At 45.3% G+C, this 20,696-nt stretch carries 18 protein-coding genes; 8 read left to right on the forward strand and 10 right to left on the reverse strand.

Annotated elements, in window-relative coordinates:
- Nucleotides 1-33: 33 nt before the first annotated feature.
- Both H735_RS03460 and H735_RS03465 read right to left on the reverse strand, forming a co-directional pair.
- Nucleotides 34-2,487 (reverse strand): ABC transporter permease, encoded by a 2,454-nt coding sequence (locus H735_RS03460; protein WP_020196904.1) that lies wholly within the window; start codon nucleotides 2,485-2,487, stop codon nucleotides 34-36.
- On the reverse strand, nucleotides 2,478-3,179 hold the full coding sequence (locus H735_RS03465; protein WP_020196905.1) for an ABC transporter ATP-binding protein: 702 nt from the start codon (nucleotides 3,177-3,179) through the stop codon (nucleotides 2,478-2,480). The genes H735_RS03460 and H735_RS03465 overlap by 10 nt, the downstream gene beginning before the upstream one ends.
- Between H735_RS03465 and tesA the strand changes: the two genes are divergently transcribed.
- From tesA to H735_RS03485, 4 genes are all read left to right on the forward strand, one after another.
- Entirely contained in the window at nucleotides 3,178-3,780 is a 603-nt protein-coding gene (gene tesA, locus H735_RS03470) for a multifunctional acyl-CoA thioesterase I/protease I/lysophospholipase L1 (RefSeq protein ID WP_020196906.1), read from the forward strand. The two genes, H735_RS03465 and tesA, sit on opposite strands and share 2 nt — an antisense overlap.
- Before the next feature lie 83 nt (nucleotides 3,781-3,863).
- Nucleotides 3,864-5,063, forward strand: coding sequence for an enoyl-ACP reductase FabV (fabV, locus tag H735_RS03475; RefSeq protein WP_020196907.1), 1,200 nt, complete (start codon nucleotides 3,864-3,866; stop codon nucleotides 5,061-5,063).
- A gap of 189 nt (nucleotides 5,064-5,252) precedes the next feature.
- Nucleotides 5,253-7,163 (forward strand): bifunctional diguanylate cyclase/phosphodiesterase, encoded by a 1,911-nt coding sequence (locus tag H735_RS03480; RefSeq protein ID WP_020196908.1) that lies wholly within the window; start codon nucleotides 5,253-5,255, stop codon nucleotides 7,161-7,163.
- 72 nt (nucleotides 7,164-7,235) lie between these two features.
- Nucleotides 7,236-8,891, forward strand: coding sequence for an ABC-ATPase domain-containing protein (locus H735_RS03485; RefSeq protein WP_020196909.1), 1,656 nt, complete (start codon nucleotides 7,236-7,238; stop codon nucleotides 8,889-8,891).
- A 104-nt stretch (nucleotides 8,892-8,995) separates the two neighbouring features.
- Here the strand turns inward: H735_RS03485 and H735_RS03490 are convergent, their stop codons facing one another.
- Nucleotides 8,996-9,616, reverse strand: coding sequence for a DNA-J related domain-containing protein (locus H735_RS03490; RefSeq protein WP_020196910.1), 621 nt, complete (start codon nucleotides 9,614-9,616; stop codon nucleotides 8,996-8,998).
- 113 nt (nucleotides 9,617-9,729) lie between these two features.
- Nucleotides 9,730-10,569: an isopenicillin N synthase family dioxygenase gene (locus H735_RS03495; protein WP_009704452.1), complete on the reverse strand. Its 840-nt coding sequence runs from the start codon at nucleotides 10,567-10,569 to the stop codon at nucleotides 9,730-9,732.
- 222 nt (nucleotides 10,570-10,791) lie between these two features.
- On the opposite strand from H735_RS03495, the gene H735_RS03500 reads away from it, so the two are divergent.
- The gene (locus H735_RS03500; protein WP_020196911.1) at nucleotides 10,792-11,388 is read left to right on the forward strand and encodes a DUF2238 domain-containing protein; all 597 of its coding nucleotides are present in this window, start codon (nucleotides 10,792-10,794) and stop codon (nucleotides 11,386-11,388) included.
- Here H735_RS03500 and cutA read toward each other — a convergent pair.
- From cutA to H735_RS03525, 5 genes are all read right to left on the reverse strand, one after another.
- Nucleotides 11,350-11,682: a divalent-cation tolerance protein CutA gene (gene cutA / locus H735_RS03505; RefSeq protein ID WP_009704454.1), complete on the reverse strand. Its 333-nt coding sequence runs from the start codon at nucleotides 11,680-11,682 to the stop codon at nucleotides 11,350-11,352. The genes H735_RS03500 and cutA overlap by 39 nt on opposite strands.
- A gap of 9 nt (nucleotides 11,683-11,691) precedes the next feature.
- Nucleotides 11,692-11,943 carry a hypothetical protein gene (locus tag H735_RS03510; RefSeq protein ID WP_009704455.1) on the reverse strand — a complete coding sequence of 84 codons (252 nt, stop codon included), beginning with the start codon at nucleotides 11,941-11,943 and terminating at the stop codon, nucleotides 11,692-11,694.
- Entirely contained in the window at nucleotides 11,927-13,633 is a 1,707-nt protein-coding gene (locus H735_RS03515; RefSeq protein ID WP_005435131.1) for an SgrR family transcriptional regulator, read from the reverse strand. Before H735_RS03515 ends, H735_RS03510 begins: the two co-directional genes overlap by 17 nt.
- Before the next feature lie 79 nt (nucleotides 13,634-13,712).
- Nucleotides 13,713-13,946: a DUF3389 domain-containing protein gene (locus H735_RS03520; protein WP_020196912.1), complete on the reverse strand. Its 234-nt coding sequence runs from the start codon at nucleotides 13,944-13,946 to the stop codon at nucleotides 13,713-13,715.
- Nucleotides 13,947-13,958: 12 nt separating this feature from the next.
- Nucleotides 13,959-14,396, reverse strand: coding sequence for a hotdog fold thioesterase (locus tag H735_RS03525; protein ID WP_020196913.1), 438 nt, complete (start codon nucleotides 14,394-14,396; stop codon nucleotides 13,959-13,961).
- A gap of 192 nt (nucleotides 14,397-14,588) precedes the next feature.
- Here H735_RS03525 and H735_RS03530 point away from each other — a divergent pair, with 192 nt between their 5' ends.
- Nucleotides 14,589-15,374, forward strand: a complete 786-nt coding sequence (locus H735_RS03530; protein WP_020196914.1) for a M48 family metallopeptidase — start codon at nucleotides 14,589-14,591, stop codon at nucleotides 15,372-15,374.
- Between the two features lie 104 nt (nucleotides 15,375-15,478).
- Here the strand turns inward: H735_RS03530 and H735_RS03535 are convergent, their stop codons facing one another.
- Complete coding sequence (locus H735_RS03535) at nucleotides 15,479-16,507, reverse strand: site-2 protease family protein (RefSeq protein ID WP_020196915.1); 1,029 nt, start codon at nucleotides 16,505-16,507, stop codon at nucleotides 15,479-15,481.
- A 412-nt stretch (nucleotides 16,508-16,919) separates the two neighbouring features.
- Here H735_RS03535 and H735_RS03540 point away from each other — a divergent pair, with 412 nt between their 5' ends.
- Nucleotides 16,920-18,161 (forward strand): porin, encoded by a 1,242-nt coding sequence (locus H735_RS03540; RefSeq protein WP_009704461.1) that lies wholly within the window; start codon nucleotides 16,920-16,922, stop codon nucleotides 18,159-18,161.
- A gap of 22 nt (nucleotides 18,162-18,183) precedes the next feature.
- Nucleotides 18,184-20,592 carry a VolA/Pla-1 family phospholipase gene (locus tag H735_RS03545; RefSeq protein WP_020196916.1) on the forward strand — a complete coding sequence of 803 codons (2,409 nt, stop codon included), beginning with the start codon at nucleotides 18,184-18,186 and terminating at the stop codon, nucleotides 20,590-20,592.
- Nucleotides 20,593-20,696 lie beyond the last annotated feature (104 nt).

Raw genomic sequence — 20,696 nt, forward strand, 5'->3', positions numbered from 1 at the left:
GGAGTGCTTCCGTTTGACCTTATTACAAGCTAATTAAGTGTTTACTGGCGTTAATAATCTTTTCAAAAGACTCATGACGACCAAGGCGAGAACGGCAAACGTAGCAAATGGTAAAGCTATCCACAGTTCTGGGTGGATTTGCGCATTCAACTCGAAGCCATACTTCATCACCGCTGCGACACAAAGCTCGGCTGCAAATACCGCCACACCACTCGCGACGAGAGCCATAATTCCGTATTCCGCCCACAATGTTGTGTTAATCCGTTTTTTGCTAGACCCGAGAGTTCGATAAAGTCGAATCTCTTGCTGACGTTGAGACAAGCTCAATCGAAGCAATGTGAATATCAACAATAAGCCAGCGACAACACCTAACAACGCCAAGATGGTAATGGCTGACACAATCTGCTGAATAAGCTCTTGGATTTTATCGCCCATCGTTCGTATATCTAACACTGAAACGGTTGGGTGCTCACGTGACATAGATGCTAAGAGCGCTTCATTCTCTTCGCTAATGCGGTAACTAATCAGGTAAGAACCTGGCAAGCTCGCCATAACATCCGAAGAGAAGATAAAGTAGAAGTTTGGCTTCATATCTCGCCATTCAACATGACGAATGCTGTCTACTGTCGCATCGAAGTTCTGACTGTTGATCACAAATCGTAATTTGTCGCCCAACTCAATGCCAAGCTCACTGGCCACTTCTGCTTCTACCGATACGCTACCTTTGTTGGTCCACTCTCCGGAAAGAATGTCATTGTACTCAGGTAGAGAATCTCCCCAAGTAAGGTTGAGTTCACGGCTTACTGCATCAGAGCCCTGACCTTCAGATTTGATCTCTTTGACGCTCACGTCATTAATCTCGGCCAACCGTCCTCGAATAATCGGGAAAGCTTGTGACCGCGTCACGCCATTTTTATCTAACGTCTCCACGTAGCTATCAAGTTCGTAATCAGCAATGTTCAATGCAAAGACGTTAGGCGCATCCGCTGGGAGTGTTCTCGCCCAATCGGCAAGTATGTCACTACGTACAAGCCAGATGATTGAAAGCAACATCAAGGACAGTGATAACGCACCAAACTGCAATCCACTTGTCACGGGCGTACGGTTGATGCGACTTAACGCTAGTTTCATTGCTGGACGAGTTGAAACGCGAGCGAACAACTTGGTCAACATGACACTCATCATGGCGAGTACAACAAACAATGCAGCGATTCCCGCAAGTACAATCCAAACGAGTGTGTTGTTCGCGTAAAGGATAAGCAATGGCACCACAGGAACCAGCACTAACCACATACGCTTCCATGAACGTTTACCTGAACCTTGCTGCAGAACTTCTAAAGCCGGCGTTTTGATCAAACCAAGTAACGGAATCCCCAGCGCAGGAACCGTAATCAGAACCGCTGAAACAACAGAAACTAAAAATGGAGTGACACCGTAACTAGGCAGTGGGTTTGGAAGCAAGTCCTTGAGTGGGATTCGTAACAAATACTCCAAGCCACTGCCCAGTAACAAGCCCACAATACTTGCACTTACCAGCAAAATGGTAACTTGAATCAATAACCACTTTTCAATCCAACGACGACTCGCACCTAAGCTTTTCAACATCGCGATGGTTTGTGTCCGGCTGTTTACGTAGCTTTGACACGTCAAAACCAACGTGGTTGCCGCCATGATGATGACAATCGCTACGGTCAAAGAAAGGTATTGTGTTGTGCGTTCAAACACCTCATTGCTTCGACTTGCCGTATCCTGAGTACGCCAACGATCACTTGGCGAAAGCTCAGTGCTGTCTTGCAGTTGCGTCAGTGTTGCAGCATCCCCTTTAAGGAATAAACGATACTGTACTCGGCTACCTACTTGAATCGCGCCTGTTTTATCAACGTCGCTGTTGTGGATGTAAGCCGAAGGCATTTGTTGGAAAGGGTTGAAACTCAATCCTGGTTCCATCAAAACGGCACCGGAAACCGTGAAATCGGCGTCGCCTATAGTGACAACGTCACCCTTATCAACATCCAATTGTGCCATGATTCGCTCATCCAACCACAACTGATTTGGCTTTATGTGCCCTGATGAGTCATTGTCCAAAACCAAGTCACCCATCAATGGGTATTGCTCATCGACTCCGCGTACCGAGATAAGCTGCATACCATTATCGCTGAACGCCATGGTTGCAAAGTGCGTCATGGTCGAGCGCTCAAGCTCTTTAGTTGAAGTGAGAAGTGTATCCGGAATGGGGTTTGCTGAAACAAACACGGCATCGGCTGTTAATGCGTCTTTGCCTTGCTTAACGATGACCTGCTCCATTCGTTCTGCCAACGCAGACAAAGCAAAAATACTGGCTATAACAAGAATGAGTGCGACGCTTATCGGCCACAAGTTACCTTGACGTATTTCCCCGAAGCTCCAACGAACCAAGCTTTTATTCGGCGACTGATGAGCTTTTTTGTTTGATGCAGAGCTTTGTTCACTTGGGGAGATCACGGACATAACACCTCCTCTTCTAACTCACCCGCTTCCATACGGTAGACACGGTCACAGCGACTCGCTAAATGACTGTCATGCGTAACTAAGATCAGCGTCGTGCCATGCTGTTCATTAAGGTCGAACAGAAGCTCAATGACTTTCTCTGCCGTTTGATGATCAAGGTTGCCCGTTGGTTCATCGGCAAATAAAAGTTCTGGCTGAGTCATGAATGCACGAGCCAGAGCAACTCGTTGTTGCTCACCACCGGATAGTTGACTTGGCAAATGGTCAAGACGCTTCTCAAGCCCTACCGCTGTCAGTAGTTCTGTCGCTCGTGCATCATCTTCAGATTCACCACGTAAAAGACAAGGAAGAGTAACGTTACGCAGTGCGCTCAAACTCGGGATTAACAAGAAGCTTTGAAACACAAATCCCAGTGAATCTGCACGTATTTTAGCTCGAGCTTCATCGTCCAGTTTAGATAGTTCGTGTCCAAGTAACGTGATTTCACCAGACGTCGGCGTATCTAGTCCAGCAAGCAGCGTCATGAGCGTCGATTTACCGGCACCAGAGGTGCCAACGATAGCAATCTTCTCACCCTTTCTAATGTCAACATTTACATTTTTAAGGATTGTTAATTGTTCTTGATTAGTAGAGACTTGTTTAGAAACTAAATTAGCTTGAACAATAGGTGCTTTAAGTACAGGTGTTTGCATGATTCGTATACTTTCCTTAGTTCTCTTTTTCTGCCTTTCCGCCACCGCACATGCGAGCGAAAAGTTACTTGTTTTGGGCGACAGCTTGAGCGCTGGTTATCAGATGCCGATTGAGAAGAGCTGGCCTAACTTACTCCCTGATGCCTTATTAGAACACGGCCAAGATGTAAAAGTTGTAAACGGCAGCATCTCCGGAGACACCACTGGCAATGGCTTGGCTCGTTTACCCTCTCTTCTTGAGCAACACACACCGGATCTTGTTCTTATCGAACTCGGCGCTAACGATGGCCTTCGTGGTTTTCCACCTAATGTTATTACGTCGAACTTATCGAAAATGATTACCATGATCAAAGATTCTGGTGCGGATGTTGTCATGATGCAAATCCGTGTCCCACCGAACTATGGTAAGCGATACAGTGATATGTTCTACGATATCTATCCGAAACTCGCCGAGCATCAACAAGTCGCGTTAATGCCATTCTTTTTAGAGCACGTCATCGTCAAACCAGAATGGATGATGGACGATGGCCTGCACCCTAAACCGGAAGCTCAACCTTTCATTGCCGACTTCGTCGCCGAAGAATTGGTTAAACATCTCTAATTTTACTGGTCTAGCTCAATAAGTTTTACCTAACTTTACGTTACCCTGTCGAAAGTATTATTCACCAAGGTTAGATAATAAAAATGCAAATAGAACCGTTAATTCAAGGTGTTGTAGCTCGTTCGGCACATCCGTATGGGTGCCGCGCTTCCATCAAAGAGCAAATTGAATACGTTAAACAAGCACCGCAGATCAAAAATGGCCCCAAGCGTGTTTTGATCATTGGTGCGTCTTCAGGTTTTGGCTTGGCCGCCCGTATCGCCCTTACATTTGGCGGTGCTAAAGCAGACACCATTGGCGTGTCATTTGAACGCGGACCGTCAGACAAAGGTGTCGGTAGTGCTGGTTGGTACAACAACATCTTTTTTAAAGAAGAAGCCATTCATCATGGTCGCACTGCAGTAAACATCGTTGGTGATGCTTTCTCAGACTCAGTCCGTAGCCAAGTTATTGAAGCCATTGAAACCTACTTTGAGGGTGAAGTAGATTTAGTGATTTACAGCTTAGCAACAGGCGTTCGCCCTAAGCCTGAATCTGAAGAATTTTGGCGTAGTGTCATTAAGCCAATTGGAGAATCGGTAACGGGCGCTTCAATCATGCTGGAAAACGACCAATGGGTAGAATCTACATTGGCGCCAGCAACAGAAGAAGAAGCAGAAGCCACGATTAAAGTAATGGGTGGTGAAGACTGGGAAAGCTGGATAGACACACTGATCAACTCTGAATCTGTTGCCAAGGGTTGTAAGACGATTGCCTTTTCTTACATGGGCCCAGAAGTTACCCACCCAATTTACCTAGACGGTACGTTAGGCCGAGCAAAAGTCGACCTTCACCAAACCAGCCATGCATTGAACATGAAGATGGCGAACTTTGGCGGCGCTGCCTACGCAACAGTGTGTAAAGCGCTCGTCACCAAGGCAAGTGTGTTCATCCCTGCCCTGAGCCCTTATCTACTTGCGCTATACCACGTAATGAAAGAGAAAGGTACTCACGAGCGTTGTATTGAGCAAATGCAACGTCTGTTCACGACAAAGCTTTACGACCAAAGCAAAGTACCCGTTGATGGCGAACGCTTGATTCGTATCGATGATCTTGAGTTAGATCCTCAAGTGCAAGAAGAAGTTTCTGCACTTTTAGAGCAAATGAACGCAGACAACTTCGCTGATATCGGTGATTACGACGGTTTTAAAGACGAGTTTATGAAATTGAACGGCTTTAACTTTGAGGGTGTCGATTATGCTCAAGACATCTCAATGAAGACTCTGAAAGCATTAAAGCCTTAATTTAAAGCGTCTCACTATTGAGATAGTGCCAAGTAATTCAAAGTCCTGAAAGGTTTTCGGGACTTTTTTTTGTTTCCGAATCCGCCCCCCCTATACTTTAAATAAACGAGTGGTTAAATAACAAGCTCGTGCAAAAACAAAAACGATATTCATTCACAGGACGTGAAATTACGGGAAAGGATGACCTATATGGGTACATTGCAAACATTAGATTATGAAATACCCGAATCCATGCGGAAAAGCTGGCAAAATATCGTCAACCTGCTCGCGCGCATTGCGGATGTCCCAACTACGCTGATCATGCGTATCCACCCAAACCACATTGAAGTAAATACCTCCAGCGAGACTGATAACAACCCTTATAAAGTCGGTGACAAAGAAGAACTTGGTCATGGACTTTACTGTGAGCATGTCATTAAAAACAAACGCGAACTCATCGTTCCTAACGCGCTCATTGATGAAGAGTGGAAAGACAATCCCGATATTAAGCTCGGCATGATCTCGTATTGTGGCTTACCACTCTATTGGCCAAACGGGGAAACATTCGGCACCATCTGTATGCTGGATACCAAAGAAAATCAGTACAACGACACCTACCGAGAACTCTTGAGCACATTTAAAGAATCCATAGAGGCTCAACTAGCCGTCGTTTTCCAACAACATAAGTTACTGCGCTTAAATAACGAACTGAAAAATAGAGTCGAGAATAGAACGACTGACCTCGCCCAACTTAGCTACTCGCTAACAAAAGAAATTGACCGACGTAAGGCCGCAGAAAAGCAGGTAAGCTATCAACAAACCCACGATCATGGGACAGGCTTTTTAAACCGCGTTGCACTTGAAGAAGTGTTAGACCACATATTAGAAACCATGGATCATGACCAACAATCTTTGGTGGTGATTAACGTCGGTTTTAGTAACGCGCGCAGTATCGAAACAAAATACGGATTTGAAGCCTTTGACGAGGTATTGAAAGAGTTTCGCTTCCGCCTAGGCCACAACGAATCCAGTTATTTTGTGACTGGTCGTCCAAGTTCAAACGACTTGGTGATTGTTGTCTCTGGTGAAGACATCGAATCAAAAGTCCAACACTTACTTGAAGACATCACCCATGTCAGCGTCGGCAACTTCCACATTGATGAAAACGAAGTCCACCTTCACTCTTATATTGGCGTCGTTCAAGCACACAGAAGCAGTCACGCCAAACAACTGCTGCAAAACGCCTGTTATGCCATGTTGCTGTGTAAAGAGTCTGGTGAATCGTACAACTACTTCTGTGAGAGCCACACTCAAGAACTGAACAATCACAATCAGCTTGAAAGCTACCTATTACAGGCTGTTCGTAACGACGACTTAATGCTGTACTTCCAACCTAAGGTACTTCCACATACGCACAAATGGATAGGTGCCGAAGCACTATTGCGATGGCGTCATCCTGTCTTGGGTGATGTATCCAACGAAGCATTAATTCACATGGCAGAACAAAACGGATTGATTTTTGAAGTCGGCTCTTTTGTCTTGCGAACCGCGATTGATAAAGCCAAACAGTGGTCTGAGCTGGTGGACAATTTCAAGATTGCCGTGAACGTGTCTCCTATCCAATTACAAAACGTTAATTTCGCTGAGCAAATAGAACATCTACTTGAAACCTTCCATTTGCCTGCACACTTCCTAGAGTTAGAGGTGACTGAGAGTGCGTTGATTGCAGATGAAGTCGTGGCTCGTAACACATTGAATAAATTACACAATCTTGGAGTGACATTGTCACTTGATGACTTTGGTACAGGGTATGCGTCATTCAGTTATTTGAAGAAATACCCTTTTGACGCGATTAAGATCGATAAAAGCTTTGTTCAACAAATGGAGAAATCTGATGACGACAGAGCCATCATTTGTTCAATCATACACATTGCGAAAAAGCTCGATCTACAAGTGGTCATAGAAGGTATTGAATCAGCCCAACAAGAGCAGTTTTTGATCAATGAAGGCTGCGATATTGGACAAGGCTTTTTGTATGGTAAACCTATGCCGTGCAATGAATTTGAACAAAGTTTGTTTAATCAAAACCTTTTAGGTGGTCAATACACCTATTCTTCCTAAGCATTTCCTTTACTCTGCAGGCGGTGGTTTCTATAATCGCCGCCCGCTTCCAATAAAAAGGCCATTATCTTCATGGATCAGTTGACTGCCACGCTTAAGAAAATCGAAAAGCAGAACTACCGCGCATACCAACAAATCAAGGGTCAATACGACTTCGGTGATTTCGACTTGTACATTGATTACGTTCAAGGCGACCCATACGCATCTGCTTCTCGCCTACGTGCAACTCGCGCGTGGTCTTTAACCGGTCTTGAATGGCTAAAAGACGAATCACCTGCTTTTCAGCGTGCGGCTCGTGACTTTATTGCTCGAAGCTTCGACGAGTTTGCAAAACAAGAGAACGCAGTATCAATCTCTTTAAGCGGCCAAACCGTTCTAGACAACACAGCAGTGCTATTCACTGAAGAAGGCATTGAACTTCGCTTCCGCGTTAACTTGCCTGCAGAAGGTCGTTCTGTTCTTGGTAAGAAAGCCAACAACATCCTTACTTTCTACTTGCCGAAGTTTATCCGTCGCGCGACGCTAGAACGTGAACTGAACAAAGACGCATTGATTGAGCACTGTAAGGTAATTGAAGACCAAGCATCTCTGCGTGAGCAGCTAGAAGCAAACAACTTGGTTGCTTTTGTAGCGAATGGCAGCATCCTTCCACGTATTGCAGGTAACTGTGACTTGCCGATGAAAGACGCGGTTGAGTTCAAAGCGCCAGAATCACTTCAAGTGACGCTACATGCGCCTAACAAAGGCTACGTAACGGGTTTGGGTATCCCTAAAGGTATCACTTTGATTGTTGGTGGTGGTTTCCATGGTAAATCGACGTTGTTGAACGCCGTTGAACGCTCTATCTACGATCACATTCCAGGCGATGGCCGCGAATACATCGTGACAGATGGGAATGCAATGAAGATTCGTGCTGAAGATGGTCGTTGTGTTCATCACTTGAACCTATCGAACTACATCAATCACTTGCCAATGGACAAAGACACGGCTGATTTCTCTACACAAGACGCATCGGGTTCTACCTCTCAAGCGGCTTGGCTACAAGAGTCTATTGAAGCAGGTGCAAGTTCTTTGCTTATCGATGAAGATACTTCAGCAACCAACTTTATGATCCGTGATGAGCGCATGCAGGCGTTGGTAGCAAAAGGTGATGAGCCAATTACACCATTAGTTGACCGTATCGGCCAGTTACGTGATGAGCTAGAGATCTCGACCATCATCGTTATGGGTGGTTCTGGCGACTACCTAGACGTTGCAGATACCGTAATCCAAATGCACGACTACCAAGCGGTTGATGTAACTGAAAAAGCAAAACAAGTGATTGCTCAGCACCCTACTCAGCGTCATAACGAATCTGAAGAGAGTCTGCAAACGTTCCGCCCTCGTGCATTGAACCGAGTAGCACTGATGAACATTCTGACAGACGGGAAATTCCGCGTGAACGCGAAAGGCAAAGATTCTCTTCGCTTTGGTAAAGAGTTCGCAGACCTAAGTGCACTTGAACAACTAGAATCCGCGGATGAAGTAAACGCGATTGGTTGGTTGTGGTTCCAAATTGCCCAACTTCCGGGTTGGTGTAACCACCCAGCAAAAGAAATCGAAGACATGCTTTCTGGCGAATGGCACGCGACACTACCTAAACAAGGTGACTTAGCAAAACCACGCACATTGGATGTAATGGCAGCCCTAAACCGCATGCGTAAGTCTCAGTTCAAACCTTCTCGTTAGCACTGGACAAGACAAATAGCAAAAGGCAGCGATGAACGCTGCCTTTTTTGTATCTGGCTGATAGGTAAAGGATAAATAACGTTACACTGTGACTAATGTTTATTTTATCCGCTACGTAGTACATTCCAAGCCTCGCAGAGAATACGAAACCTATCTGCATCACCGTTCTCTCGATCTGGGTGCCACCGTAATGCAAGCTTTCTCCACTGCTTACGAATATCTGTCCGAGTCGCCTCCGCCCCCAATTCAAATAAACTCAACGCTTTCGCTCGATCCAAGTCGCTAGAAGTGTTTCCACCAATGTAGCGTTGATATCGACTCCAAAAGTCATTGAGTAGTCTACGTACCTCGCCTTCATCGGCTTCGTAATTTTTCCAATCAAGGTAGTATTCTCTGAGTGGATCATTGATGTCGATGCTGTGACGGGAAGCTTCAATTGCAGACATTAGCACAATGTTCATCGCTTCAACTTGTAGCCAACCATCCGGGTAAAGTGTTTCTTGCAGTTGATAGAGCGCGTTCATCAACAAGAAATTGCGCTTAAAGAGGTCTTTATCCGGAGATGGATCTAACTGAGGAATATAATCGTGCTCACTGAGCTCTTGCGCAAGTGTGTGTACCTTCCAACTCGTTGGTTGTTTACGGAGAATTTCTAGAATCGGCCACAACAATGGGTTTTCCATGTATTGCTGTCCGTTTTGGCAAACGTCGAATTGTTCGTCCATGTATCCCCTAACCGTTTTAAGTACCTGTTATTAAAGCTAGTCAATTTGTACCATAAAGACAAAAAGGCTGACAGTCATAAACCGTCAGCCTTTTGAAGGAGGATCTCGTTAGCTTAAATTACGCCAAGCTCTCTTAGGCGCTCCATTAGGTAGCTATGCGCTGTGTAACGCTCGGACAGAACCGTATCTGGCTTCGGGTGTAGGAACAATGGAAGCGAGATACGAGACTTCTCTTGACGACCACCTGTTGGGTTAATTACACGGTGAGTCGTAGATGGGAAGTAACCACCTGATGCTTCTTGTAGCATGTCACCGATGTTAATGATCAAGTTACCAAAGTCACACGGTACATCTAACCAATCACCTTCTTTACTCTTTACCTGAAGGCCCGGTTCATTTGCTGCTGGCAGAACAGTCAGCAGGTTAATGTCCTCATGTGCTGCCGCACGAATCGCGCCTGGTTCTTCTTCACCCGTCATTGGTGGGTAATGCAGAACACGTAATAGTGTTTTATCGCTGTTGTTGATCATTTCAGACAACGCGATAGAGAACTTCTCTTGAACCTCTTTTGGTGCGTACTCTTCCACCCATCCAAGAAGCTCTTGAGCAAAGGCATTTGCGCGCTCGTAGTACTCAAGAATTTCTTCTCTAAGCTGCTCTGGCATTTGACCCCAAGGGTAAACATGGAAGTACTCTTTAATGTCTTTAACTGAGTGCCCCTTCGCGACTTCAGAAACTGATGGTGGAAAATAACCGTCTTGTGTTTCAACATTAAATTGGAAATCATTCTTTTGTTCAGAGCAGAAGAACTCGTACCAATTTTTGTAAATAGACTCGACGAGCTCTTGTGGAATTGGATGGTTCTTAAGAACACCAAAGCCCGTTTCGCGCAGTGAGGTGACGAACTGTTGAGCAGCATCGTCAGCAAGATAATCGACAGTTTCCAGTTTCATGACTTTACTTCTTTTTTATTAGACTGAGCGATGAATTCTATGGATGGCCATGTTGTAAATCAAACTTTAATGAAATGTTTACGCGCAAACGTTTTATTGTTGAGCAGTTTGGCAATATATCAACATAAAAAGTAAGCATCTCCCCGACAAAATAAACAATTGCACACTGTACAATTAAGTGTAATCATAACCACAGTTTTCAATTGAAGGATCAATTTCTCTATGAAAAGTACTTCTACCTTATTGGGTTTAACGATTTTCTACGCCGTTGTTTTTTTGTTTTCAGCCTTAGAGCCAAGCTCTCGCGCGGTGTGGTTTGCAGAGATCGTTCCTGCCATCGGTATTCTCATTGCCATTTGGGCGCTTTCCATTCGTTACCAATTCAGCAATACCGCTTATATACTGATGTTTATCTGGCTTTGTCTTCACACCATTGGTGCCAAATACACCTTTGCAGAGGTTCCGTTTGATTGGTTCAACAACTTAATTGGCTCGGAGCGCAATAACTTCGACCGTGTTGCTCACTTCTCGATTGGCTTATACGCTTACCCGATTGCTGAATATCTAATTAATAAGAAAAAGATCAGTGTTGGGTTTGCTTGTTGGTTCGCTTTGTTTGCCATTATGTCTTTGGCGGCTGGCTACGAGATCATCGAATGGTGGTATGCGGAAATTGCAGGCGGTGATGAGGGGATCGCCTTCCTGGGATCGCAAGGCGATATTTGGGATGCCCAGAAAGACATGTTATGTGACACCATGGGTGCGATACTGTCGTTGCTTCTATTGACAACTCAACGTCGACTGGCGAAGCCACTCTAGATAAGGGTTAAAACCTTCTACAATTGGGACCTGTACGATCTGAGCCACCTCATATTCGTGCAGGTCTTTTATTTTGTCTTCAACCAAAGCGTATAAGTCTTTGCGTGTTTTAATGATCAACAACCACTCATTATCGCTACACACTTCCCCTTTCCATACATAGTGGCTCTCTATTGCCATGGTCTGTATACAAGCAGCAAGTTGCCCTTCCAGCAAACCTTTGATGATCTCGTCTCGGTTCTTCTGCGTACCTGCGGTACTCAATACCATGCAGTATTCATGTTGTTCGCTCATAACTGACTCTTATTTCATCGTCACCTTGCCGCCAATCATCTTGTAGGCTGGTGTTCCTCTTACTAACGTGTCTCTTGCAAACTCTTGTTCACAACCCGGGCAAATGCAAGGCGTATTGGTGAAGTCTTCAACAATGCGTTCTTTAAAACACTTCACTAATGCCCCTTTACCGCCTTTGCGATATTTAAACAGCTGCGTTTTACATTTTGCACAAAATATCTCGACCGTTTTGGTCGGTTGCTTCTTATTCGGTTTCGCCATCTTTCTCTATCTTCGGTTTTACCCACACGGTACTGAAATCAAACCAACCTAAGGCGTTACATTTGGCGTTTTGCAGGGCACCGCTGTGGTCTTTGTTCACGCCTAACCAACAGTGGAACATCGGGATCACTTGGCAGCTCTTTACCAGTTGTCTGCCTAACTCTCGAGCAGGAAAATCCGTGTGTTGCCCTGCTCTCCATTGATCCACCAGCGTTGACCAACCAGAGAAATCATAACCCGCACTAAATTTATCAATATCGCTATAATCCAATAGCCAACCTGCAAGTGCGTCGTTACGGTTGGTCGCAATACCCATCGCTTTTATCCAGATATCCACTTCCTCTGGTGAAGGTGGCTGAGTATCGTAACGAATGAACTCTACATCAATGCCATGTGGCTTGAGCAAGGTTTTGATCGCTTTAGCGATAACAGGAAACATAGGGTGTTTCTTTTGGTAAGCGACACAAATGGTTTTCTCTTTCTGGGGCGCGTCACCGGACATTGTCGGTTTAAGGTCAATCCAACCAGGCTTTAATCCAAATGCTTGCAGCACTCCTAGTTCAATGACCTTGTCTTGAGGAACATGGGAATACACTTGGTAGCTGTTCAAGGTTTGACTCAAAAATTCCGCCCATCTTGGGTCTTTTGCAATACCTGTATTTTTATTCAGTAGTAGAAAAGTGCATCCGGGATCAAGCTCGACTTCATCCGTCGAGGCTTGTTTATCCATTTGTGGCTTAGTCAAACTTGGGTAAACCATCGATGAGTAAGCCTCGTCGATCACCCAAACTTCAACTTGATCCAAGAGTGGACGCAGACCAAAGTAGCCATCAAACGCCGTCAGAATTAAGCGTTTGTCATCATTGACTTTAACTTGGAATGGGCCTGTGCCGATTGGCTTTCTATCGAATTCTTCTGAACGTAAGTTGCTTGGTAATAAGACTTTGGCTTGTGACTCACTCAATGCGAGTGGCAGGTACTTATCAGGGCGTACTAAGTGGATATCTACCGTCCAAGGCTCTGGAGAGATGACCTTCTCTATGTGAGAGAATAAGTTGAGTTCGCTTAACGCCCCAATACTTTCGATAACGCAGTCTGTTGTCAGCAGTTCGCCATTATGAAAACGAACACCACGACGTAGGTAGAAGCGCCAATGTGTATCTGAAAGTGCTTCCCAGTAATGCGCTAAATCGGGTTGAAGCTGCTCGTTGTCGTCGAGTTTTGTAAGGCCACTGAACACCTGACGCGCGATATGCTGCTCTGAACGGCGCATTGGTTTTTGCGGGTTCAACATAGAAAGCGGTCTGTAATAAGGCAAACGAACGACCTGCTCACCTTGTCGATGTTGCAGACCTAAATAGCCCTGAATAACCTGAGTGAGCTTAGCTGCATCGTTGTCGAGCGCTTCAAGGGCTTGACCTATTTTCCCTTCGTCTAAGTAACGACGTGCAAGATTCTCACTTACATCGCTACGATTGCGCTTGAAGATCAATTTAGAGAGCTTGCCTCGGCCTGCAGCAGGATGCCATTCGATCCACCCTTCTTCCTCTAGTTTGTTGAGGACGATTCGAGCGTTTCGACGAGTACAAAAGAGTGCTTCGGTAATGTCTTCGAGTTGAACATCCGTGTCATTACCAGAAAATTTTTCAAACAGCGTTTCGAACTGAACGCGTAAACGAGGGCTACTCATAAAGAGGAAATTTTAGTTTTCATAACGATAAACTAAGTTTCCTCATTTTTCGTGAAAAGTGCAAACTCAGACGTGCAAATTATTGAATGTCGATACCAATTTCTTGCGCTAGTTGGCGTAATTGATCTTCATCGTCGAGTTTGATCGACCATTTCGTTTCCGCTCCATGGGCTAAAACAACATTTGCTCCACGTCCAAGTAGCTGAATTGCATCAGTTTGTGCTTGCAAAGTAACCATCGCACTACCTGTTAGTTTGATAACAATTTCACGCTGCGTTGCGATGATTTTTCCTAAAGAGAATTCAATGACCATATGAGTATTCTCTTACTGAACTTGTTTTTCTTTCGGATGTTTTACTGCGATCGTCAAACGGCTCGTACAAACCAGACGTCCGCGTTCATCGGTGATTTCGATTTGCCACACTTGAGTAGACACGCCCAAATGAACAGGCTTTGCGGTACCAATAACATGGCCACTGCGCATCGCACGAACATGGTTTGCATTAATGTCCAAACCAACACAGTAACTGCCTTCCTCTACACAGAAATTCGCGGCAAGTGAACCAAGCGTTTCCGCAAGTACAACAGACGCACCACCATGCAGCATACCCAGTGGTTGGTGTGTAAAGCTGCACACAGGCATGGTCGCGCTCAGTGAATCATCAGTGAAATCGGTATAGACGATTTGCAGATGCTCCATCATAGTATTTTTTGAGGTGGCGTTAAGAATGTCTAAGTTAATTGGCTTTTTCCAAATACTCATTTTTCGCTCTTGTCTCGTCCCGTATCGCACTGGACGATTTATCTATGAAAAGTGCGCCTAGCATAGTCCTGATCGCATCGCGACTTCAAGGTCAAACGCAAGTCTCAACGTGATCAACATAATGACTTAACGTTTCTTTACTAAGCGTTATACTATTGGTACAAAACAAAAAATATTTATATGGCCCCCGCTATGAGAACATGGATTAAAGCCTCAGTACTTTTGACCGTTGCAGGTCTAACAGCGTGTAGCTCTTCGCCCACTGGCCGTAACCAAATTTTGATGTTTTCCGACCAAGAGATGTCATCGCTCGGCGCAAAGTCATTCGACCAAATGAAGAAAGAGATACCAATCAGTAAAGACAAAAAGACCAATGCCTACGTTCAATGTGTTGCGAAACAAATCACCGACACGATTCCGCCTCAAGCAGGCTTCAAAGAATGGGAAGTGGTTGTGTTTGACAGCCCTCAGGTAAACGCCTTTGCTTTACCGGGTGGTAAAATTGGTGTTTATACCGGCTTACTGAAAGTGGCGAAAAACCAAGACCAACTTGCAACGGTCATCGGCCATGAAGTCGCACACGTTTTGGCTGATCACAGTAATGAGCGTTTGTCTCAAAGCCAGTTAGCCAATGCAGGGCTATCACTTGCTAATGTTGCAATCGGTGCGTCTGAATACAAGCAATACCAGCAGATGACGATGGCGGCGCTTGGTGTGGGAGTTCAATACGGTGTGATTCTTCCTTATGGACGAACGCAAGAATCTGAAGCCGATATTGTTGGTCTTGGGTTTATGGCAAAAGCTGGCTTCGATCCTAACCAGAGTGTCGATCTTTGGAAAAACATGAGCGTTGCAGGTGGTGCTCAACCACCAGAGTTTTTCTCAACTCACCCATCGCACAGCACTCGTATTAGAGATCTACAAGCAACCATTAAAACACTGCCAGAATCTAACGTTAAAGCACCCAAGTGTGGTTGATTCAAAACTCAAGGCACTCTAGCTAAGAACTGTCCTTAGATTGCAAACAATAAGAGCTCCATTTCGGAGCTCTTTTTATTCGTCTGTGTTTTTACTTAATGGGTCTACGTACCTAAGATCTGCAAAGGCAAGCTCAGTAAGCTGTCTCCTAACCCGGCGAAGTACCAAATGATGGCAATAAATCCTCCGACTGAAACCAAGTACCAAGCAAACGAGAACAGTTGCCCATATCGGGTTAATGGCAGTAAATGACTGTGGTGTCGGGTTCGCCATTCCATCACCACTTCTAACATCCCCATCAATAGCAAGAAACCAAGCAACGTTAAGCCGAAGGTGTAACTGATGTAGATACCGAGCAAAGCCGTGACAATACTCCCTGCCAAACCAACCCATGTATTCATTGAAAAGGTGATACTTTTAAGAACATGTCCGCCATCTAATGGCAAGATCGGCAGCAAGTTGAAGAGGTTTAGCAAGGCGTTAAACACAGCAAGGCCCGCAAAGATCATCTCCCCTGTCATCCAATATAAGACGGTGAATAGAATGCTGAGGACTAACCCAAAGAACGGTCCCATGATGGAGATAACCACATCTTGCCAACGTGTGTTTATCTTTTCATCGCTTAGCGCTAAGCCACCTAAAAATGGGATGAGGTAGATGCCTTTGATCTTCATACCAAAGTACTTCATTGCTCGGATATGGCCATATTCGTGAAAAACTAAACACGCCACCAATGCGAGGGCGAACTCAATCGAAAACAGCCATGAGTATGCCGCAAGACTTGCAGAGGCTAACGCCACTTTAATGACCTTCGCGCTTTTCAACGCCTTCATGCCGAGCGACACAATACCAATGAGACTAAAACGCTTTTCTGCCGGTGGCGGTTCTACCGGTACTTGGCGTTCGATGTCTTTTTCGTCACGAGTCCCTTCGACAACCAGTGAGTCATTTACTGTCGCTTGATACTTAAAATCAAATGGTTGCCAGTTTAGTTCACAGCTCAATTGGCAATGTAAAACATCCTCTCCAGCAGTGAGCTTGAACTCATGCTGTGTCTTGCCTGAGTCATCATCGCTCGCAGCAATCTGCGACACCAAGGTGTTATCCCAAAACAGTTGTTGCCAACCTGCCATAGAGCCTTCAAGCCTGAGCGACTTTCCTAAAAATTCAATGTGTAGTAATTCCAACGCGATTTCCAATGCGATAAACACAAAGTTCGAATTATGCCTGCAATGGCATCGAACGAAAAGCATGTTAACAACACGTATTTGATTAGCTTTTAATCATAAGATTTACAAAACAACTCTGGTCATACCATTCTTTACAAAAATATCACCATAATACATGGCCTTATTAATTGCGGTTTGACCTATGCATCAAATTTAAAACGCAATATACGTCTGATCTTTGACAAGTTAATAAACATACAATTAACATTATATTTACATTGCAGTTGTAAATCGAACCGACAGCAACTGGTGTAAAAGGCACACAACAAATACAAAGACTTCGGTCTAATATAATGACACCCTAGGAGGGTCAAGGATGAACAAGAAGCACTGCTCTCTGCTTACAATTTCAATATTGTTTGCGTGTAATGCCCAGTCTGCGGGCTTTCAGGTGGCCGAACACTCGGCTTCTGGTCTTGGTAGAGCATTTTCAGGTGAAGGCGCAGTAGCCGACAATGCGAGCGTATTAGCACGCAACCCAGCTGCAATGACACTTTTTAAAGAAGCTCAATTTTCAGGCGCGCTATCTGTCGTCGATCCTGAAGTTAACGTCTATGACACTTTCCATAAAGAACACGCGAATGACGTTGCCCCACTACAAATCGTTCCGGCTGGCTACTACATCAGCCCAATCAACGACAAATGGGCTTGGGGTATTGGCATGTTCACCACTTACGGTGTCGCGACCGATTACCCAGATGACATTTCTGCGGGTGACATGGCGGGTGATACTTCCCTACTTTCGGTTAACATTAACCCGAATATTGCTTACCGCATCAACGAACAGTTTAGCGTTGGTGGTGGTATTAACATTGTTTACGCGCATGCAGAGCTTACTCGCCACAAAGGCGCATTGGCGCCGTTATTTGGCCCAGGAAGCAAAAAATCTGACAACCTAATCGGCATGGAAGGCGATACTTTCGCTTTCGGTTGGAACATTGGTGCCCTTTACGAATTGAATGAAAACAACCGTTTTGGATTCGGTTACCGCTCCAAAGTGGATTTAGACTTCGATGAAGGTGAATTCAGCAGCTATGACTCTGGCATCGCTAATGCGTCAAAAGTCGATGGCCGTTTACAAATCTCTCTCCCATCCATTATCGAATTGTCTGCATTCCATCAATTAAATGATAAATGGGCGATCCACTACGGATGGCAACAGACAGACTGGAGCACATTTAAAGAGCTAAAAGCAACCAGCAAAGACTGTGTTGATGGCGTGTGCTTCTTTAAACCTGAGAAATATGAAGACAACAACCGTTACTCCTTCGGTGGTACATACACACTAAACAATCAATGGACACTTCGCGCTGGTATCGCCTACGACGAGCAAGCAGGTGAAGCAACATTGAGCATCCCTGATAGCGACCGTTTCTGGTACAGCGCAGGCGTGACTTATGCAATGAAAGAGAACCTAACCTTCGATGCAGGTTTCGCTTTTGTTAAGAGTAAGTCTGGTTCATTCACTGAAACCAATGCAGCAGATCAAGAGATCACATTCGACTCAGAAGGTACTGCTTACATCAGTGCTGTTCAAGTGAACTACACCTTCAAATAATCAGGATTAACGGAGTAAACCAATGAAACACACGTTTAAACTATCACTGCTTTGTTCTGCAATCCTACTTGCAGGTTGTGGTGACGATACCTCTAGCTCAGGCACATCTGATACCGTCACGTTTGAGCCAGCAGTTCAAGCGCTTCTTGACCGTAACACTTCTATCAGCTTTACACTTCAAGGTGCCAATGCAGATGTTCCTGCGCCATCTTACCTATTGATGGATACAACAGACGGAACACTTGGTCTTCCTACCGGTGGTGATGATGCTCTAACTAACCCGTTAGCGGCAATGAACACGATGGATGGTTGGTCAACATCAATGCCAATCGTGCTTAACTTTAATGGCGACGGCTTCTCAGATGGTCTTGTGACGTCTGGCGTTAGCGTTATTAAGATCAACCAGCGCTTGACTGACTGGGATGGTGCTTCAAACCCAATTGAAAAAGTGCTAACGCTTGGTACAGATTTCGTTGTGCAAGCAAGCGGCAACTCGCTTTACATCCAATTCATGAATTCTCTTGATGAATCTGGCGAATATATCTTCGCAGTGACTCAAGCGATTCAGGATGTTAACGGTAACCCTATCGGCACTTCAGGCAGCTACGCGACAGGTAAATCAAAAGAGATTGTCTACGAGACTGGTGACCTAGCTTCAGTACAAGCGGCAACAACCGCTGTAGAAGGCATTTTCGGTCTAGCAAGCGTGAACCCAGCTGACATCGTCTACTCTTCATGGTTTAGCACCCAGTCTGTCGGCGATACGCTTGCTGCAGTAAAAGGCGTGACAGCAACAGGCTTTGCTACAGGTGCAAATACGCTAAACACGGTTTACAAGAACGATGCGAATGAAGGTTCTGTAGATTTAGCAACAGCATACACAATGACGTTAGGTACAACGCAAGACTTTGTTACTGCACTAGATGCCGATGAAGACTTCAACAAGTACATCAGCGATCTGGATGCCGCTAAGACGGCAATCAAAGGTTTGTACGCTGGCGCAGCTGTCGATGTGAATGTTACTCAGGGTGTGGTGCGACTACCGCATTACCTAGAGAAAGGCGCAGATTGGAACATGCAGCCTATGGTTTCTGCAATGCCTAGCCTAGCGAAGCTAAGTGCAGCGTTGGCGGATCCTGCAGAGCAAGCGAACATGGTTCAACAGCTGTCTACTGGTGTCTTTGCTGATGATCCTGTTGATGTGACCAAGCTAGCAACCGATCCAACCGAACAGTTGAAACTGGTTGGTTCTACGCTGTTCCTATCAGACGGCACTCAACTCGACAGCGACCGCATTATTACTCGCTACTCTCCAGTACCTGTGGTTAAGTCATTAGAAGACGTGGAGTTCCTACTGTTTACGCCAGAAACTGGCACTCCTACAGATGTTGTGATTTACCAACACGGTATTACGTCAGCCAAAGAAAATGCTTATTCTTTTGCGTTCAACATGGTGAAAGCCGGTGTTGCTGTTATCGCAATTGACCTGCCTATCCACGGCACTCGTAGCTTAGATGACCAACGCTCAGCAAATGCGGATGTACTGGCTTACCTAAACCTGTCTAACCTAGCGGTAGCGCGTGATAACCTTCGCCAAAGCGTACTTGATGTTCTTGGTCTACGTGCAAGCTTAGTGGTTTCAGCGCAAGCTGGCCTCCTAGCAAGCAGCCCGCTTCAAGGCTTTAACCCAATGACGGGTTCAAAAGTGAAGATGCTTGGTCACTCATTGGGTGGCATCGTCGGTACTTCTGCTGTAGCGGCGGCGAACAACACATTAGGTAGCCCAACGGCAGACGCACTGTACACATTCAGCGGCGCATCAATTCAAAACGCAGGTGGCCAAATTGGTAACCTACTGCTTGGTTCGTCTAACTTTGGTCCACAGATCAAACACAACTTGGCTTATGCAGCATCAACTGAGTACGCGAGCTATGCTGATGCATCTTGTGCAGAACTATCAGATAAAGCGTGTTACGAAGCATTTGAGCAAGTAGCAACAGAAGCACAGTTAGCGGCACTTGAGTCTGGCTTCTCTAGCTTTATCTACGCTGCGCAGACGACGCTAGATACGGTAGATCCATTTACTAACGCGAGTGACCTAATGGCTTCAGGTTCGCTATCAACACCATTCTTTATGACAGAAGTCGATGGTGACGATACTGTGCCAAACAACGTAGCCAATGCACCGTTTGCGGGTACTGAACCTCTAGCAGCGAAACTAGGACTAACAACTGTTAACAGTTCGAACACAACCGTGTCTCCTTCTGCGAGCTTTGTACAGTTCAATGCAACGGCGACACACAGTACATTCGCTTCTCCTGGCGGTACGTTAGCGGACCTAGACCATCATGTAGAGATGCAGATGGAAAATGCTGACTTCCTAATGGACGATATGCTAACGGGTGTAACTAACACCGCTGTACTTAAGTAAGCATCGTTACCAAATCAAAGCCCAGTTTCGACTGGGCTTTTTCGTTTCTGTTCTATTCAAACCCACTCATATTTCCTCTGCTATAGTTAAAACGTTGTCTTTGT

It is taken from the genome of Vibrio owensii CAIM 1854 = LMG 25443, assembly GCF_000817815.1.
Taxonomy (GTDB): domain Bacteria; phylum Pseudomonadota; class Gammaproteobacteria; order Enterobacterales; family Vibrionaceae; genus Vibrio; species Vibrio owensii.

What these genes read in the sequence shown, in the direction of transcription:
- H735_RS03460 (WP_020196904.1), bottom strand. Translation starts at nt 2,487, where the DNA reads ATGTCCGTGATCTCCCCAAGTGAACAAAGCTCTGCATCAAACAAAAAA.
- tesA (WP_020196906.1), top strand. Translation starts at nt 3,178, where the DNA reads ATGATTCGTATACTTTCCTTAGTTCTCTTTTTCTGCCTTTCCGCCACC.
- H735_RS03465 (WP_020196905.1), bottom strand. Translation starts at nt 3,179, where the DNA reads ATGCAAACACCTGTACTTAAAGCACCTATTGTTCAAGCTAATTTAGTT.
- fabV (WP_020196907.1), top strand. Translation starts at nt 3,864, where the DNA reads ATGCAAATAGAACCGTTAATTCAAGGTGTTGTAGCTCGTTCGGCACAT.
- H735_RS03480 (WP_020196908.1), top strand. Translation starts at nt 5,253, where the DNA reads ATGGGTACATTGCAAACATTAGATTATGAAATACCCGAATCCATGCGG.
- H735_RS03485 (WP_020196909.1), top strand. Translation starts at nt 7,236, where the DNA reads ATGGATCAGTTGACTGCCACGCTTAAGAAAATCGAAAAGCAGAACTAC.
- H735_RS03490 (WP_020196910.1), bottom strand. Translation starts at nt 9,616, where the DNA reads ATGGACGAACAATTCGACGTTTGCCAAAACGGACAGCAATACATGGAA.
- H735_RS03495 (WP_009704452.1), bottom strand. Translation starts at nt 10,569, where the DNA reads ATGAAACTGGAAACTGTCGATTATCTTGCTGACGATGCTGCTCAACAG.
- H735_RS03500 (WP_020196911.1), top strand. Translation starts at nt 10,792, where the DNA reads ATGAAAAGTACTTCTACCTTATTGGGTTTAACGATTTTCTACGCCGTT.
- cutA (WP_009704454.1), bottom strand. Translation starts at nt 11,682, where the DNA reads ATGAGCGAACAACATGAATACTGCATGGTATTGAGTACCGCAGGTACG.
- H735_RS03510 (WP_009704455.1), bottom strand. Translation starts at nt 11,943, where the DNA reads ATGGCGAAACCGAATAAGAAGCAACCGACCAAAACGGTCGAGATATTT.
- H735_RS03515 (WP_005435131.1), bottom strand. Translation starts at nt 13,633, where the DNA reads ATGAGTAGCCCTCGTTTACGCGTTCAGTTCGAAACGCTGTTTGAAAAA.
- H735_RS03520 (WP_020196912.1), bottom strand. Translation starts at nt 13,946, where the DNA reads ATGGTCATTGAATTCTCTTTAGGAAAAATCATCGCAACGCAGCGTGAA.
- H735_RS03525 (WP_020196913.1), bottom strand. Translation starts at nt 14,396, where the DNA reads ATGAGTATTTGGAAAAAGCCAATTAACTTAGACATTCTTAACGCCACC.
- H735_RS03530 (WP_020196914.1), top strand. Translation starts at nt 14,589, where the DNA reads ATGAGAACATGGATTAAAGCCTCAGTACTTTTGACCGTTGCAGGTCTA.
- H735_RS03535 (WP_020196915.1), bottom strand. Translation starts at nt 16,507, where the DNA reads ATGGCAGGTTGGCAACAACTGTTTTGGGATAACACCTTGGTGTCGCAG.
- H735_RS03540 (WP_009704461.1), top strand. Translation starts at nt 16,920, where the DNA reads ATGAACAAGAAGCACTGCTCTCTGCTTACAATTTCAATATTGTTTGCG.
- H735_RS03545 (WP_020196916.1), top strand. Translation starts at nt 18,184, where the DNA reads ATGAAACACACGTTTAAACTATCACTGCTTTGTTCTGCAATCCTACTT.